We start from the raw sequence: 16,011 nt of genomic DNA, 5'->3' as shown, positions 1-16,011 counted from the left end.
GAGAGGCGTTAGGTTACTGCCCCGGCGGGATATCGCTGGCCTCGCTGTGGGCGTCAACCGTATCGGCGCTGCCGCTAGCCGCCGTGGCCGCCGGATTCGGCGCCATCAGTTTTTCCCAGGTGGCCTGCAGTTCCTTCATATTGTATTCCGGTTCGCCCTTCGGCTGTTGCAGCACCAGCGCCATGTCCTGCGAGAGCTGCTGGCGCAGATACTGGTTCAGCATGTCCACCGTCAGGGAGTTGAGGAACTCCTGACGCAGCTTCTGGTACTGCTCCGGCGCGATGTCCACCACCTGATTCTGCAGGGAGCGCATGCGCTGGCTCATCAGAATGTCGGTGTCAGTGCGCGCATAGGTGGCAAACAGCTTCTGCAGCTCGAGGCTTTTCTGGGCGATAAGCGCGTCAAACTCCTCCTGCGGCAGGCCGTTGTCCCGCACTTTCGCCAGCTCGCGCGAAACCACGCTCAGGTTGTTGTTCAGGCGCTCGCCCGGTGAATCGATGTTGATGGCGCACTGCGCGCGCTGATATAGCACCCGGCAGTCAAAGCCAAGGCCAATATCCTTCACGTTATTTTTGCTCAGGCTCTGCTGCACGTGCCAGAACAGCGCTTCACGGGCGAGATCGTCACGCCAGTAGCGCTGCAGCGCCGCGGAGTCGCGGATCGGCTGCCATGGCGCATCCCACATGATGGACAGTTTGTCCTGACGCACCGCGTTGGTCATGATGCTGACCGGCACGGTAGGCAGCGGCGATAAGGTCGGCACCGCTGCGGGGGTTTCCCGCTTGCCCTTCAGATCGCCAAAGGTCTTATTGATTTGCTCGGCAACGCTGCGGCTGTCGACATTCCCCACCACGATCAGCGTCATGGCGTCGGGGGTGTACCATTTTTGATAAAAGTCTTTCAGCTGCGCCACATCGATCGGCTGCTTCAGCGGCGCGGCGGGGTCATGGCCCAGCATGGTGGACCCTTTCAGGCGATAGCGCCACCAACCCTCTTTGGTATCCAGTGGCCAGGTCGCCACCATGTCGCTGCCCTGCAGCGCATGATTGATCGATTCAGGCGTAATGGCCAGTTTACCGCTGGCGTCCGCCAGCCAGCTCAGCGCCTCTTTCAACAGATCGTTGCGGTTATTGGGCAGGCTGAGATTAAACATCGTGTAATCGTAGGAGACGATGGCCGGCGGCAGAGGACGCTTCGGGTCAATACTCTGCTGCCATAAAGAGCGCGCCTGCATCGTCGGCAGGCTGCCGCTTTGCGTCAACGCCAGGCGGGGAATAAAGCGGCTGAAACCGCTCTGCTGAGTGCTTTCGCTCAGCGAGCCAATATTGACGGACAAACGGACTTCGATACGGTCGCTGGGACGTTGCGGCGTGGCCAATACCTGCCACGACAAACCATTCGCTAAGGTCCCTTGTTGCCAGGCCGGATCAGGCTGGAGCGCTTCTGCCTGCACATAACCGGCCGCCGCTACCATCAGCAAACCGCCCGTTAAGAGTTTAATTGTTGTGCCCTGCATGTGAACCCCTGATGAACATTCCTGGTTACAACAGCACCCCACTGACGGGCTGCCGAAAAAAGTGAGAGTGAAATACGTCGGTTAGACCACACGGAGACGAAAATGTCGCATGACAACGTAAAATAATCATTTCGTGTCATTCCCGCCGGGCGGGAAGGACCTCTAATTATGCGCAGGAGGCCGTACTCCAGCAAGGGAGTACGGGCCTAAGAGGAGGATTTAAGAGGATAATTCGTGCGTTTTGTTCGCCGGAACACGGTTATTCAGAACGTCATCCATCTGTTTGGCATCCAGTTCTTTCACCCATTTCGCCACCACCACCGTGGCAACGCCGTTACCCACCAGGTTAGTCAGCGCGCGGGCTTCGGACATAAAGCGGTCGATACCGAGGATCAGCGCCAGGCCAGCCACCGGTAAATGCCCGACGGCCGAGATGGTCGCCGCCAGCACGATGAAGCCGCTGCCGGTCACCCCTGCCGCCCCTTTCGAGGAGAGCAGCAGCACCACCAGCAGGGTGATCTGATGGAAAATATCCATATGGCTGTTGGTCGCCTGGGCGATAAAGACTGCGGCCATCGTCAGATAGATAGAGGTGCCATCGAGGTTGAACGAATAGCCGGTCGGGATCACCAGGCCTACCACCGATTTACGGCAGCCCAGCTTCTCCATCTTGTCGAGCATTCTCGGCAGCGCCGATTCTGATGAGGAGGTCCCCAGCACAATCAGCAGCTCTTCCCGGATATAGCGGATAAATTTGAAGATGCTGAAGCCGGTGGCCCGGGCGATGCTCCCCAGCACCACCACCACGAACAGGCTACAAGTGATATAGAAGCAGATGATCAGCTGCCCCAGCTGCACCAGGGTGCCGACGCCATATTTACCGATGGTAAAGGCCATGGCTCCGAAGGCGCCGATCGGCGCCAGGCGCATGATCATATTGATAATGCCGAAGATAACCTGGGAGAAGCTTTCAATGACGTTGAAAATCAGCTGGCCCTTGCTGCCCAGACGGTGCAGGGCAAAACCAAACAGGACGGCGAACAGCAGAACCTGCAGAATGTTGCCGCTGGCGAAGGCGCCAATGACGCTGCCCGGGATCACATCCAGTAAAAAGGCCACTACCCCTTGATCTTTAGCCTGCTCAGCGTACACCGCCACCGCTTTCGCATCGAGCGTCGACGGGTCGACGTTCATCCCGGCGCCCGGCTGCACCACGTTGACGATAATCAGACCGATAATCAGCGCGATGGTGCTGACAACTTCGAAATAGAGCAACGCCACCGCCCCGGTACGGCCAACGGCTTTCATGCTTTCCATCCCGGCGATCCCCGTCACGACGGTACAGAAGATCACCGGAGCAATCACCATTTTAATCAGCTTAACGAAGGCGTCGCCAAAGGGTTTCATTTGCGCGCCCAGTTCCGGGTAAAAATGGCCCAGCAGAATACCGATCGCTATGGCCGTCAGCACCTGGACATAGAGGCTTTTAAAGATAGAGGTTTTCATAGGGTGTCCTTTGGGAATAACCACAGAGCAAGAAGGGATATTTGACGTCTGTGGCTTAAAAATAACACCCTGGAAACATTTCAGAAATAACTAACGCCGAAAGTGCAACGCAATTGTTAAAATCTTTGAGCTGACTCGCACAAGTCAACAAAACATTTACAAATTTGCATCCTCCCGGGCCGAGGAGAGATAGCGCGCGCTGAATGCCTCCTGCGGCAAAGCGCAACCGAACAGATGGCCCTGGAGCACCTCGACGCCGGCGGCTTGCAACCAGCGGCGCTGGGCGTCGTTCTCCACCCCTTCCGCCACGATACGCAGCGACAGGCCGCGCGCGAGCTGGATCATCGCCGGCACCATGCTGACATCCTCCGGCAGCATATCGATGAATACCTTATCAATTTTCAGAATATCCACCGGCAGAGCTTTCATCTGCTGCAGCTGGTGCAACCCGGCATAACCCATGCCAAAATCATCCAGCGCAATCTGCACCCCGGCCTCGCGCAGCGGGCGCAACCGGGCCATCACATCCTGCGGATCGTCCATCCGGCAGCTCTCCGTCACCTCGAGGATGAGGGTGCCCGGGGCGATGCGGTAGCGGGCGATCAGCTTCAGCATCTCCTCGCCGCGGTCATGCTCCAGCAGCTGGAGCAGCGAAACATTAACCGACAGCGGCAGCATAATCCCCTGGCTTTGCCAGGCCGCCAGCTGGCGGCAGGCCTCTTCCATTACCCAGTAGCCGACCGGGATAATCAGCCCGCAGGATTCAATACGCTCAATCAGCGCCGGCGGTAGCGACCAGCTGCCATCCGCCTGCCGCTGGCGCAGCAGTACCTCGGCGCCGCAGATCTCGCCGCTGGCGCAGGCCACCTGCGGCTGCAGCCAGATCGCGAACTGCTGGTTATCGAGCGCGGTCATAATGTCGTGCTCTTCCATCAGGCGGCGCTGAGCCTTTTCCATCTGCTCGGGATCGAAGAACTCGATCTGGTTTTTGCCTTTACGTCGTGCAGTGACGGCGGCCGACACCGCGCGCCGGTAAAACTGCTCGGCGCTGAGCCCGGCGTGGAACATGGCTATCCCGACGCTGGCGTAGGGGCGCAGCTGCAGCCCATGCAGCGGTAAACGCTCATTAATAATAGTGAGCACTTGCTTACTTAACGTTACCGCCTGCCACGGTTCGGCGAGGCCATCGGCGAGAATCGCGAAGTCATACCCGCTCACCTGAGCCAGCACCATCTGCGGCGGGATCGCGGCCCGCAGCTTCTCCACCAGCGTCAGGAGCAGCATTTCGCGCTGACTCTCCTTGAGGACCCCGGCAGCGTCCTGCAGGGTTTCACAGGCGACGACGATCAGCGCGGCGCTCTGCGGGCGGGCCACCGTCTGCTCCAGCATCGCCAGCAAAAAGGCTTTATTCGGCAGCTCGGAGACCGGGAAGCGGGTCGACTGGATGGACAGCTCATCATGCTGGCGGACCAGGCTCTGCTGGTTGCGGTTATAGCTACGCACCAGCATACCGATCTCGTCGTCATGGTGCAGGCGCGGGAGGGTCAGCTGATGGCCAAGACGCTCCTGCTGGGAGAGATCGTTCAGCTCGCGGGCGATACGCCGCAGAGGGCGAACCATAAGCCGATTGATGCACCAGGTGAGCGCCACCGTCAGCATCAGCACCAGAAGTAAGTAAGCAGTCACTAACGTGGCAAGGGCGCTCATGACGAATTTATACATGCGATAGGAGTCGGCCTGCAGCACCAGATAGGCCAGCGGCTGCGGGTTGGCCGGTCGCTCCAGCGAATAAATGGGCAGCGAAATCTGCACCGGCAGCTCAAACAGCCGGGTGACGGTTACCGGCACCGGCCGCTCGGGGATAAATCGCATCCGCAGCGCCTGGAACTGGTTCGGCAATACCACATCCGCCCGGCTGACGATGCCAGCAGGCTGGATACGGCTTAAAATGGCTTCCGCTTCCGGAATATCGGCTTTCAGAATAGCCGCAGACAGCGGTTCGCGAACGGATCGCGCGATACTTTCTAACTGCGTGGCCGTGGTAAAGCGACTCTGTTGCACAAAGTGAAACAGCAAAATAGTACAAAAAACCAATACAAAGGCCATGGACACGCTCGCGACCATCGCCATCTGTTTGATTGTAAGTGAACGGCTGACGCGCAACGGTGTTCTCCACTGATACTGAATACATACCCGGTATCAATCCTTCAATCCCGGTCGTTTCAGGCTGATTATATACTTAAATCCTTCGCCCACGCCCGCGAGGGATGAAGTGACGGGATATTTCCGCGCGGTGGCGCGGACGCCGGGATACATCCCCGACGGCCAACGGTGGGCAACGCCTCACGAGTATACGCGAAGCGCGTCGCGGAGTGGCGCTCTGTAACGTAATTCAGCCTATTCTGCTACCAGTCGGCGTAGGGCACCAGCGGCTGGGGCGGCATATCCAGATCCCCCTGCCAGCCGGCCGCCGAGTAGCGGACGTAAAGCAGCGCATGGCTCGGGGTGTAATCCTTCGCCTGCTGAATATCGACCGCGGCGCCGACGAACCAGTTACTGGTCACCCGCCGCTCCACCAGCGCTCTGGCGGTGTAACCGAATCCATGGCTGCTGCTCCCCTCCTCCGTCAGCTCGCTGGCGCGCTGCCGGTAGTCGGACGGGATCAGGTTCAGCAGCGGATAGCGGGCTTGCGTCTGGGTGCGCGAATGGGACCATGACACCGACCCGCCGAGCTCCCAGGACCAGTTCTCGGTGCGCTGACGCCAGGTCACCGGCACGGCGAACGAGAGATACTCCTGTGGGCTGTAATAGCCGCCCTGGCCGAGGGTGTAGCCGCTGAGATCTTTGTCGTAGTGCCAGATCATATTGTTGAGGCCGACGGTGACGCGACGATTATTCTCGTTGATGACCTTGTAGTAGTACCCGGTCATCCAGCGCACGCGCCAGTTATCCGCCACGTTTTTACCGGTCAGCGAGTCGGCGCCCAGCGAGGACCAGATGCCGTGAGCCTCCCCGCGATCGTAGCTCAGGCTCAGGCCGCCGCCGTCGGCGCGGACGCCGCCCCAGGTGGCGCCGGTATGGCTGCTGCTGTCCTTCTGCCCGCCAAAGGAGAGCAGCGAGCTGGAGATAGGCCGCCGGTGGACGTTGACCGTGTACCCCACCGGCCCGACGTCGCTGCTGTAGCTCAGCCCCCCCACCACATCGACGACATTGAAGCCCATCGGCGTGGTGCCGATATCCCCGCTCCAGGTGTCATTCTTCCAGCCGACCGCCACGCTGGCCCCGCTGTCGGTCTGATTTTTACTGCCGCTGGTACAGGCGATCTCCCCGCAGGTGCCCCAGCTGGGCGAGTAGCTCCCGTCGCTGTGGGTGGAAAAGCTGCCGGCATCCATATTGACCAGGTCGGTGCGGAAGAACATCCGGCCATCCGCCAGCGGAGCATCCACCTGCAGCATGGTGGTATGCGCCTTCAGGTCGGAATAGCCGCCGGTGCCGCTGGAACCCCAGAAGTCATGTTCCAGGGTGACGTTCAGATCCTGCTGACGATAAAGGTCGGCGGCATCGCTGCGGATCCCACGCTTCAGCCAGTCATCATGGCTGTCGTTGCGCGTCAGCCGCGTAAAAGTATCGTTATCCTGCGGCTGCGCGGGGGTAATGCCGGAGGCCACCATCGCTTCCCGGTAGTGCGTCAGCGCCTGCTGCGGCGCCCCGCTCTGGGTGGCAAAGCGCGCGGCATCGCGCAGCACCAGCGCGCTCTCCATCGAGGGCGGCTGCGCCTTCGCCTGCGGCACAATCTGATTAAAAATCCGTTGCGCGTCAGCGGTATCGCCAAGGCCAGCTCGCGCCAGCGCCACCCGCCGCTGCATGTTCATGGATTCGGTCTCTGCGCCTTTCAGCTGCATGACCTGCGCCCGGGCGGCCGGTTTATCGCCCTCGGCCAGGTAGACTTCCGCAAGGCCGAGGCGCGCATCGCCGTTGTCGGCCTCCTGACGCAGCACCCGCTGATAGTCGGCAATCGCCGTCTGGCTGTCTCCGCGCTGCTGCGCCCAGTCGGCCAGCGTCAGATCATAGCGCACCGAGGCGGGCTGCTGTCGGATAAGGGCGATCGCCTGCGCTTCGTTACCGCTGTCGCGCAGCTGGTTGGCCTGGCGCAGCACCCGGTCGCTTTGCAAACGCGCTTCGAGCTCACGAATGTTATCCGTCCACGCGCTGCGCGGCAGAGCGGCGATTTGCGCCAGAGCCAGATCGTCCTGGTCGTTCCCCGACAGGTAGAGTCCCGAGGCGTAGACCCGTTCGGCGTCCTGCGGCTGGCGGTTGACCATCGTCCGCATCAGCGCGTCGGCCTCCTGGCGTTCGCCGGCGCTGACCAGATCCCGCGCCAGACGGTAGGTTATCCAGACGCTGTCCGGATCCAGCGCCAGGCGCCGACGCTGAACTTCCGCCGCCTGCGCCCAGTTGCCCTGGCTCTCCAGAGCCTGCGCCTGTTTCTCCAGCCGGTCGTTAGTCAGGCTGCGCTCAATATCATCGATACTGCGCCGCTGAGCGGGAGGGAGGCCGGCGATCCAGGCGCTGGCTTTCTCCGGCGATTCGGCGCGATAGAGGTTGGCCAGGCCGCGCACCGCCAGGTTATTGCCGCGATCCAGGCGCAACGCCTGCTGGTAATAGCGCTCCGCCGCCGCCGCCTCTTTGCGCGCCGCCGCGACGTCCCCCAGCCCCAGCACGGCATAGCTGTCGGTGCGATCGACCCGCTGCGCCTGGGCATAATAGTTCTGCGCCTGCGAAAGCTGGCCGGCTTTCAGGGCGTTATCCCCCTGCTTTATCAGCAGCCAGTAGCGGTTAGTTTGCAGCAGGCTGTCCCACTTGCCGCGGTTCGGGCTGTCAGGGTCCATAGCAATCGCTTTACTGAGCTGCGCCACTGCCCGCGCGCGGTCGCCGCGCTGGGAATAGGCCTGGCCGAGAGCGCCCACCGCGTCGCTGTCGCGGCTGTCGGCCTGAACGGCTTTCTGCAGATCCGCGACCGCCTGCGTGGTATTCCCGGACTTGACCGCCGCCAGCCCTTCCGAGCGGGCGCGGAAAGTCGGATCCTGCAGCTGCGCCTGCTGTTGGTCGAGCAGAACGCGGGCGTTCGCCGCCACCGAGCCGGTGGGAAACTGCAGAAGAAATTGCTGCAACGCCTGCACGCTGGCCTTACTCACCGGCATGCTTTTCACCTCACTGAACCACATATCGGCGGCGATACCGCGTCCCGAGGCCGATCGGGCCATCTCCGCCAGATAGGCGAACCCCTCCTGCGGTTTGTTATCGGCGAACATCTGCTTCGCCAGCGAAGTCAGCAGGCTGACGTTGCCCGGCGCGCTGGCGTTCAGTTTTTTCAACTGGCTGACGCCTTCGCTATGGCGGGCCGGCAGGCGCGCCACCAGCGTCCAGTATTCAATGGCGACGTCAACGTCATCCGGCACCCCGCCGTACAGTTTTTCATAGGCGGCGATGGCTTCATCGACCTTCCCGGCCACGCCCAGCAGTCGCGCCTGCTGCAGCGCCTGGCGGCCCTCGCCGGTGTTGCTTTTCATCTCATTGCGCGACGCCTTCAGCTCCGGGGAGTCCGGCGCCAGCTTCGTCAGTCGTTCCAGCTCTTTTTGCGCCCCGGCGGCATCCCCCTGACGCAGCAGATAGCGCATCCGCGCGGCAATCAGCTCCGGGTTGTTGGGATCAATCAGCTCCAGACGGTACAGCGACTGGCGCACCAGGTCTTCACGATTGCTGGCCTCGCCGAGGCGCACCTGCTCCAGCAGATGCTCCTGGGCAGGCGTCGTCGCCGCCTGCGCTAACGGCAGCAGCGCAACGCCGAGGGACAGCGTGAGTAAACTTAGTGTGAGCTTGCGCATTCCTGGTTCCAGTCAGGTTGTAATTCGCCACTCGCCGTGAAACGAAAACGGTGTTGATCCCAACCCTGGCCGAACAGCGTCAGAACTGCGCTGTAGTAGGCATCCGCGCCGGGATAGTTATCGGCGACGCGCTGGCGTTGCACCGACCGGGCCTCGTCGTCCTGTAAAAACGGCAGCATTGCCGCGGAGAAGCCCACTGGCCCCTGACCGCTGGTTTTGCCGGTGGCGATATTCACTTTCTCCGGCGGCACCCCCTGCTCCGTGGTCTGCGCCGCCATCGGCGCGAAGCGTTGCAGCAAACGCGCTTTCTGCTTATCGCCATCATGGAGCATGCCCACCCACAGGTAGACGCGAATCGCGTCATAGCTGCCGATCGGCGGCTTTTCGGTTTTCAGCTGCCAGCCTTTCCCTTTCTCATAGCGCACCCAGTCCGGGGTAAAGCCTTTCGGCGCGGTCTCCAGCAGCAGGCGCAGGTTACTGTCGCGCAGAGCGGGCCACGGCGCGCCAAAACGCACAAAGTAGGTGGCCAGCTGCGGCGGAAGATAGCTGGGGTTAAACCGCCAGCCGCTGTCATCGGCAAAACCGACTTTTCCCGGCAGCAGCATCGTGCCGAGGCCCGGTACCGCCACCGTCTCTTCAGCGACAATCCGCGCCAGCAGGGCTTTACCGGTCTCGGTGTACTGCGGCTGCTGCCACAGGCGGCCCGCCTCCAGCAGCGCCCAGGCTATCCACAGATCCGAGTCGGACGCCGAGTTGCTGTCCAGCAGGGTCCACTGCTCATCGTCCTTTTTGCCCCACAGCCAGCCCGGCAGATGTTGTTTCAGATCGCCTTCCGCCAGGTTGTTCTGCGTCCAGGTCAGCAGTTTGTCGAACCCTGCGCGATCGTTGGCCGCCAGGGCGAAAAACAGGCCATAGCTCTGTCCTTCCGAGGTGGAGATTTTGCGCGCATCGCTGGGGTCAATCACCCGTCCCTCGGGGCTGACGTACGCTTGTTTAAACTGCTCCCAGGCGGGCCACTGGCAGGCGGCGCCCACCTGGCCCGCCGCCAGCAGCAGCGCCGAGAGCACCGCGCCACAAAGTACTTTCATCATGGTTTACTCATCATCCAGGCTAAGACGGCGGCGGCTGATGATGCGCAGCATGCGCCACAGCACCCATGCCAGCAGCACAATGCTGATGGCGGCGAAGATCGCCAGCAGTATCGGGTGGTTAGAGAGCGCGAACCAGATGCGCTCGAACCAGGGCAGATGACCCACGTAGTAAATATCCCCCACCCGCAGGCTGTTGACGCCGGATTCGCGGATCACCGCCACCGAGCCAAACATCGCCGCCCGCTTACCGCTGTCGTTGAGGGCGTTGGTCAGCAGTTCATTACCGCGCGGGCTGTCGGCCAGCAGGGCCACCACGCTGCGCTGATCGTTATACGGCGACTGGAAGCCAATCACCGCCGCCATCGGCCCGGAAGAGGTAATGTCGGTGCGGGTATTGGGCGTGCGGGCCTCATCGTCGGGATAAATGCTCGCCAGGTCATAGTGGCGCATCGGCATTTTCACCCAGCTTTTGGTCGCCTCGACCAGCAGGTTGATTTTGGTGTCGTCCTTGAGCGACGACGGGATCGCGCCGATCAGCAGCAGATCCACGTCTTTATTCTTGATCTGGTTGCCATCGTCGGTCATTTGCAGATTAATCGCCGCCAGACCGGTCTGCGAACCGATGCCCCCCAGCGCCTGCAGCAGCGTCGCCACCTGGCCCTGGGTCGGCGCCTTCGGCACCACCACCAGCGTGTCGGAAAGGTCCGCCATACGGCTGTAAGGGAAGCCCGCATTGGCGAAGACGCGCAGGTCCGGCAAGGCGATAAAGTGATAATACTTCGAGAAGTCGATGGTCGAATCGTCGCCGATCACCACGTGGTTCTGCACCGGCTGGAAGGTAATACAGTTGTCGATGGAGCCGCCGGGCATCGGGTTCATATACTGGAAGTCAAAGCGCAGCTGGTTGACCGCCCCAAGACGCAGCGCGGGGATGGTGACCTCCGATTTGCCGTCCAGCAGCCCCTGCAGCACCGGCAGGCGCAGGATCAGTTTGTTCACGTCCTGGGAGCTGTTAAGGCTGAACGACTGCAGGAACTGGTCGTTGAGGCTGATATCCATCCGCGAGCTGTCCTTCACCGGCGGCATGGTGTAGCGGTATTTCAGATCCATATCGATGCCGTTGGCCCGCAGCAGATAGAGATCCGGCGGCAGGTTAAGCGCCACGGTGATGGCATCCGGCACCAGGCCGCTGGACTGCAGCTGTTGCTCATAGGTTTTCAGCTCAGCGAAGGTGACCGAGCGGTCGGTGCGCACCCAGTTCGGCGCGTCGTAAGGCTGACGCGGCTGCAGGGTTTTGATGCCGTCCACGGTGACGCTGCTGCCGCGGAACAGAATATTGCCCTGAGCAATCCCCTTCGCCGCCAGCAGCAGATCGTTATCATCGCGGCCGAAAATCACCAGCAGCTTGACGTAGGGATCGTTCGGGTTGTCGATCATTTCGATGGTCGGCGCCTTGACCGGCGGATGATCGCGCAGGAAGTCCGGACGCTTGTCGTTGGTGGCGAAGACAATGGCGTTACGATCCGGCAGTTCATTGAAATAGACCGGGAGCTGCTGGCCGCGCCAGCCGGCCTTGCTGCCGAACCAGGAGGCGACTATCGCCGCCGCCTGCTGCTGGGTGACCGCTGGCGAGCCCGGGAAAATCATCGGCAGCTTCAGCGGACGGTTATCGCGCGGATCGTAGAACGGCACCGGGAAGTGTGACAGATCGTTATTTACCTTCAGCGACTGGTAGGTGAGATCCAGATAGCTTTCGCGTCCGACGTCCAGCCACAGCGTGCTGCTGGCCGGGTTTTCGCAGACGTCGCGGTAGTGGCCGACAAACTCCAGCCGTACGCGGTTGAAGTCGGTGATGTACAGCGGGTCAATCGGCAGCTGCGCGCGGATCTTTTTCCCCAGCTGCTCTTTGGTGACGGGCAGGACGCCCATCAGCTCATCGTTAAGATAGACCTTCAACTGCGACTGCACGGGCAGCAGCGAGGGCGATGGGGTGTATTCCAGATTGAGCAGCGCGTTGGCGACCAGCTCATCGCTGCGCATGCCGAATTCGACCGACGCGTCAGGCCGTGAGCCGCGCAGCACGATGCTGCCGGGCGGCGGCGCGATGGTGGCAAAGCTCAGCTTCACCTCCCGCTGCGGCACGTTCTCGGCCAGCGCCGCCGGAGCGGTCGGTTCGGCGAGGGTCGCCGTCGGCTCGCCCACCACGATCGGCGCAGCCGGGGTCGCGGCCTGCGGCTGAACGCCAGGGGCAGCGTTCGCCACCGCGGCCGGCGCCGCGTAAGAGGCCAGTGGATACCAGCTGCACATGCCCACCGCTACTGCACACATCCAGGAAAGTTTTCTTTTCATCGCATTATCATCATTGTTGAGCCATTGCCGGGTCTGCGGAGAGCGTCGGCGCGGCGCGTTCAGGGCGTCGGGGTACAAACGACGCTATCCAGGCCACCAGCGAAGTGAGCGCGCGGAAAACCACCTTCACCGACGGCGGCGAAAACTCCGCCAGGTGACGATAGCCACGGAAGCCCAGCTTGAGGATATCCAGCAGGCTTTCCATCGGCTTATCTTCCGGGAAGCTATCCTGCCAAAGCGCCCACGTATCAGCGCGGGCAAACGTACACTGCACAAAATCGATATGCTGCTGGTTGGTTAACGGCAGCAGCTGGAGCCCCACTTCGCTGCCGTTGACCCGCGCGACCCTTACCGGGAAGGCATACTCCTGCTGTCCCCGTTTGAGCAGCAGCCTGGCGTTCTGGCCTTCCAGCACCTGCGCGTCGCCGTTAATTTTGATCCCCAGTCCGCCGTCGGAATAGTCGTGGACGGTGCAGGAGAACAGGTGACCATCTTCGCGGGCGATAGCCGCCGGCATGCTCATTTCGACACGGTGCGAACGGCGAACCTGCTTGCTTTCAACCGAGACTGCCACCGCGCCGCCAAGAATAATCAGGTTGTAGAATACCCAGACAATACTCACCCAGACGGTGAGAATTTCATTTTCCGGGCCGTACATGAAGCGCCAGATCCCCACCGCGACGCCGACCAGATTGAGCAGCACCAGGTAGATATAGGGCCGGGAGATCACCCAGTCGACATACTCCTCTTCCACCAGCCCGCCCTTCGCGGTGACGTTGAACTTGCCTTTATGCGGGTTGATCAGCGCCACAAAAGTGGGCGGCGCGATATACCAGGCCAGCACAGTCTCGTAAATTTCACTCCAGAACGAATGGCGATATTTGCCCTGAATCTTCGAGTTGGTCAGGCTGGCGTGGATCATGTGCGGCAACACGAATAGCGCGATCATCAGCGCTGGCGCATAAATGATATAGGCATGGAGCAGCAAAAAGGCCAGCGGCGCCGTGAGGAAGATGAGGCGCGGAATACCGGAGAGAAAGTGAAGCATGGCGTTGGCGTAGCAGACGCGCTGCACCAGCTTCAGGCCTTTGCCAAACAGCGGATTATCGAGGCGGAATATCTGCACCATCCCGCGCGCCCAGCGGATGCGCTGGCCGATATGCGCGGATAAACTCTCCGTCGCCAGCCCCGCCGCCTGCGGAATACGCATATAGGCGGAGGTATATCCCCGCCGGTGCAGACGCAGCGAGGTGTGGGCATCTTCGGTCACCGTTTCGACGGCTATCCCGCCAATTTCATCCAGCGGGCCGCGGCGGATAACGGCGCAGGAGCCGCAGAAGAAGGTGGCGTCCCACATGTCGTTCCCGTCCTGCACCAGGCCGTAGAATAGCGTCCCTTCGTTCGGCGTTTTGCGAAAACGACCAAGGTTGCGCTCAAAGGGATCGGGCGAGAAGAAGTGGTGCGGGGTCTGCATCATCGCCAGCTCTTTCTCTTTCAGAAACCAGCCCATAGTCATCTGCAGAAACGAGCGCGTCGGCACATGGTCGCAGTCAAAGATCGAGACGAACTCCCCTTTGGCATATTTCAGCGCATTATTGATGTTGCCGGCCTTGGCGTGTTCGTGGCTGGTACGGGCGATATAGTGCACCCCAACATCTTTGGCAAACTGGCGAAACGCTTCCCGTCCGCCGTCGTCGAGGATCCAGATGTTCAGCTTGTCCTTCGGCCAGTCGATGCCCTGCGAGGCGTAAATGGTGTTTTTCACCACGTTGAGATCTTCGTTATAGGTGGGGACGAAGATGTCCACGGTTGGCCACAAATCCATGTCCTCCGGCAGCGGCACCGGCTGGCGATTCAGCGGCCAGACCACCTGGAAGTAGCCCAGCACCAGCACCACCCAGGCGTAGGTCTCTGCGAACAGCAGAATGATCCCGCACACCAGACTTACCGGGTCGTTCCAGTTCAGCGTCGAGGTATAGCGCCACCAGATATAGCGGCACGACACCGTCAGCGACAGCACGATCAGCATCAGCGCCGAGAAACGGCCCGGGATTCGTCGCACCAGCAGCGCCACGCCCCACAGCAGCATCAGGAAGATAAACTGCGACAGCGGGTTAAAGGGCTGCGTAATACACATCAGCGCCAGCACCAGCGAGCAGAAGGTCACCCCCCCAAGGATCGCCCGGCGCAGTTTAGGATTGAGGTGCGCCAGCTCTTTCTGTTTATCCAGATGGCCGGTGCGGGCGTTCATCTGCTCAGGCAATTTTTCCAGCCACTGCGTATAGCGACCGTGCACCCCTTCCAGCGCCGCCAGCGAACGCCAGTTGACCTTTTTCTCCGGCTCCGGCACGCGCGTCGTCAGTAACCACAGGGATTGCAGCAGGTAGCGCAGCGGATCCAGCGGACGCGGGCGATGCGGATTTATGTGGGGAAAATAGGTTTCATGGCGGGCCAGAATCGCCTGCCAGCGCGGCGTCTCCAGCGGCATCAGCGCCCAGACCAGCGACGCCCACAGACAGCCAAGCGACGCCGACAGCCACGAAGCGCCGTGCTGCCGATAGTCATCATAGCGCGCACGCAGCCGCTCCCCCACCGGCGGGGCCAGCAGCAGCGTACTGAGGCGGATCATGCCGCTCTCCCGGCGGAATAGTGGATCAGGCACCAGTTCGCCAGGGTCAGCACCTCTTCCGCCGCCAGCGAATCCTGACGATACTCCCCGAGAGGTTGTTTCGCCGCCAGGCACTCGGCCATCGCCTCATCGCGGTGAATCGTCACCGGCAGGATGCGCGGCTGGCTCTCCAGCCACAGCTGGTAGAGATCTTCCTGCAGCTGGCTGCCGACCCGCAGATCGTTAATCAGAATATCGCCGTTGGCCGGGAGGGGCTGCTGGTGTAGACGGATATGGCTATTGGCGTCGGGATGAACCACCACCAGCGAGCGATCGCAAAGCGTCAGCAGCTCGCGGGTCAACGGCGAATAACCCGCCGGCAGATCCAGCAGCAGCCAGCGGTACTGGCCCTGTAGCTGCTGTACTGCCTCCGCTATCGCCCCCAGGGTGGGCTGCAGCTGGTCGACATTTTCTCTTTCGCCGGCGCTGAGCTGGCCAAACGGCAGCAGATCGATATGCTGCGTATAGCGCAAGCCCGCGTCACGCCAGTCCCGGCCGTCGAGCAGCGCCCGCGCCCAGCCGTCCTGATGATGGATATCGGTATTAAAGAAAAAGCGCAGCATATTATCCGGGCTGGCGTCGATCGCCAGCACGCTTTCACCGAGCAATTGCAGGGCCCAGGCGAGTGCAGCCGTAATGGACGTGACGCCAGTTCCCCCGCGCACGCCCTGTAATCCCAGAATAGCCATCTCCGGCTTCCTTATTTTTTCTCTGCAAACTCTGCCAGCAGCGGCCAGCGCTTCAGCGCCGCGTTCAGCTGTTCGCGCCTGGAAATATCATGATAATCAATATCCGGCAGGGAAAATGCCCGGCTAAGCGCCAGAAAATCATTTTGAAAGGTGTACCCCAGCGTGGCGTCCGTGGGTACCGCAGGATCTTTTGCTGGCATATCTCTGTCCGTTCGAAATTTATTATTAAACCAGAGGACGTATACAGCTCATCCTTAAAAGCAGGTGTACATGCTAAAACTGATGACCTTTAATTTCAATGTTAGGT

9 protein-coding genes are annotated in these 16,011 nt (G+C 61.1%); all 9 read right to left on the bottom strand.

What is annotated here, in order from left to right; genetic code table 11:
- Nucleotides 1-13: 13 nt before the first annotated feature.
- Nucleotides 14-1,516 carry a pitrilysin family protein gene (locus IB144_RS01220; protein ID WP_002921436.1) on the bottom strand — a complete coding sequence of 501 codons (1,503 nt, stop codon included), beginning with the start codon at nt 1,514-1,516 and terminating at the stop codon, nt 14-16.
- A gap of 219 nt (nt 1,517-1,735) precedes the next feature.
- Nucleotides 1,736-3,022, bottom strand: a complete 1,287-nt coding sequence (locus tag IB144_RS01215; protein ID WP_065888709.1) for a dicarboxylate/amino acid:cation symporter — start codon at nt 3,020-3,022, stop codon at nt 1,736-1,738.
- Between the two features lie 156 nt (nt 3,023-3,178).
- On the bottom strand, nt 3,179-5,185 hold the full coding sequence (gene hmsP / locus IB144_RS01210; RefSeq protein WP_032445320.1) for a biofilm formation regulator HmsP: 2,007 nt from the start codon (nt 5,183-5,185) through the stop codon (nt 3,179-3,181).
- Between the two features lie 242 nt (nt 5,186-5,427).
- Complete coding sequence (gene bcsC / locus IB144_RS01205) at nt 5,428-8,907, bottom strand: cellulose synthase complex outer membrane protein BcsC (RefSeq protein WP_046653198.1); 3,480 nt, start codon at nt 8,905-8,907, stop codon at nt 5,428-5,430.
- Nucleotides 8,889-9,998, bottom strand: a complete 1,110-nt coding sequence (bcsZ, locus tag IB144_RS01200; RefSeq protein WP_004151431.1) for a cellulose synthase complex periplasmic endoglucanase BcsZ — start codon at nt 9,996-9,998, stop codon at nt 8,889-8,891. Before bcsZ ends, bcsC begins: the two co-directional genes overlap by 19 nt.
- Nucleotides 9,999-10,001: 3 nt before the next feature.
- Complete coding sequence (bcsB, locus tag IB144_RS01195) at nt 10,002-12,347, bottom strand: cellulose biosynthesis cyclic di-GMP-binding regulatory protein BcsB (RefSeq protein WP_149358897.1); 2,346 nt, start codon at nt 12,345-12,347, stop codon at nt 10,002-10,004.
- 10 nt (nt 12,348-12,357) lie between these two features.
- A complete protein-coding gene (gene bcsA / locus IB144_RS01190) occupies nt 12,358-14,976 on the bottom strand; it encodes a UDP-forming cellulose synthase catalytic subunit (RefSeq protein ID WP_002921508.1) in 2,619 nt (872 codons plus the stop codon).
- Nucleotides 14,973-15,704, bottom strand: coding sequence for a cellulose biosynthesis protein BcsQ (gene bcsQ, locus IB144_RS01185; protein ID WP_002921510.1), 732 nt, complete (start codon nt 15,702-15,704; stop codon nt 14,973-14,975). The genes bcsA and bcsQ overlap by 4 nt, the downstream gene beginning before the upstream one ends.
- Nucleotides 15,705-15,715: 11 nt before the next feature.
- Nucleotides 15,716-15,904: a cellulose biosynthesis protein BcsR gene (gene bcsR / locus IB144_RS01180; RefSeq protein ID WP_002921513.1), complete on the bottom strand. Its 189-nt coding sequence runs from the start codon at nt 15,902-15,904 to the stop codon at nt 15,716-15,718.
- Nucleotides 15,905-16,011: the final 107 nt, after the last annotated feature.

Origin of the sequence: Klebsiella sp. K4, assembly GCF_014596785.2 — a bacterium.
GTDB lineage: Bacteria > Pseudomonadota > Gammaproteobacteria > Enterobacterales > Enterobacteriaceae > Klebsiella > Klebsiella pneumoniae.
The sequence above is the reverse complement of the archived record's forward strand: the minus strand, read 5'-3'. Positions and strand labels throughout refer to the sequence as shown.

Coding starts and splice junctions, on each gene's coding strand:
- bcsA (WP_002921508.1), bottom strand. CDS start 14,976: ATGATCCGCCTCAGTACGCTGCTGCTGGCCCCGCCGGTGGGGGAGCGG.
- IB144_RS01215 (WP_065888709.1), bottom strand. CDS start 3,022: ATGAAAACCTCTATCTTTAAAAGCCTCTATGTCCAGGTGCTGACGGCC.
- bcsQ (WP_002921510.1), bottom strand. CDS start 15,704: ATGGCTATTCTGGGATTACAGGGCGTGCGCGGGGGAACTGGCGTCACG.
- bcsC (WP_046653198.1), bottom strand. CDS start 8,907: ATGCGCAAGCTCACACTAAGTTTACTCACGCTGTCCCTCGGCGTTGCG.
- bcsZ (WP_004151431.1), bottom strand. CDS start 9,998: ATGATGAAAGTACTTTGTGGCGCGGTGCTCTCGGCGCTGCTGCTGGCG.
- IB144_RS01220 (WP_002921436.1), bottom strand. CDS start 1,516: ATGCAGGGCACAACAATTAAACTCTTAACGGGCGGTTTGCTGATGGTA.
- bcsR (WP_002921513.1), bottom strand. CDS start 15,904: ATGCCAGCAAAAGATCCTGCGGTACCCACGGACGCCACGCTGGGGTAC.
- bcsB (WP_149358897.1), bottom strand. CDS start 12,347: ATGAAAAGAAAACTTTCCTGGATGTGTGCAGTAGCGGTGGGCATGTGC.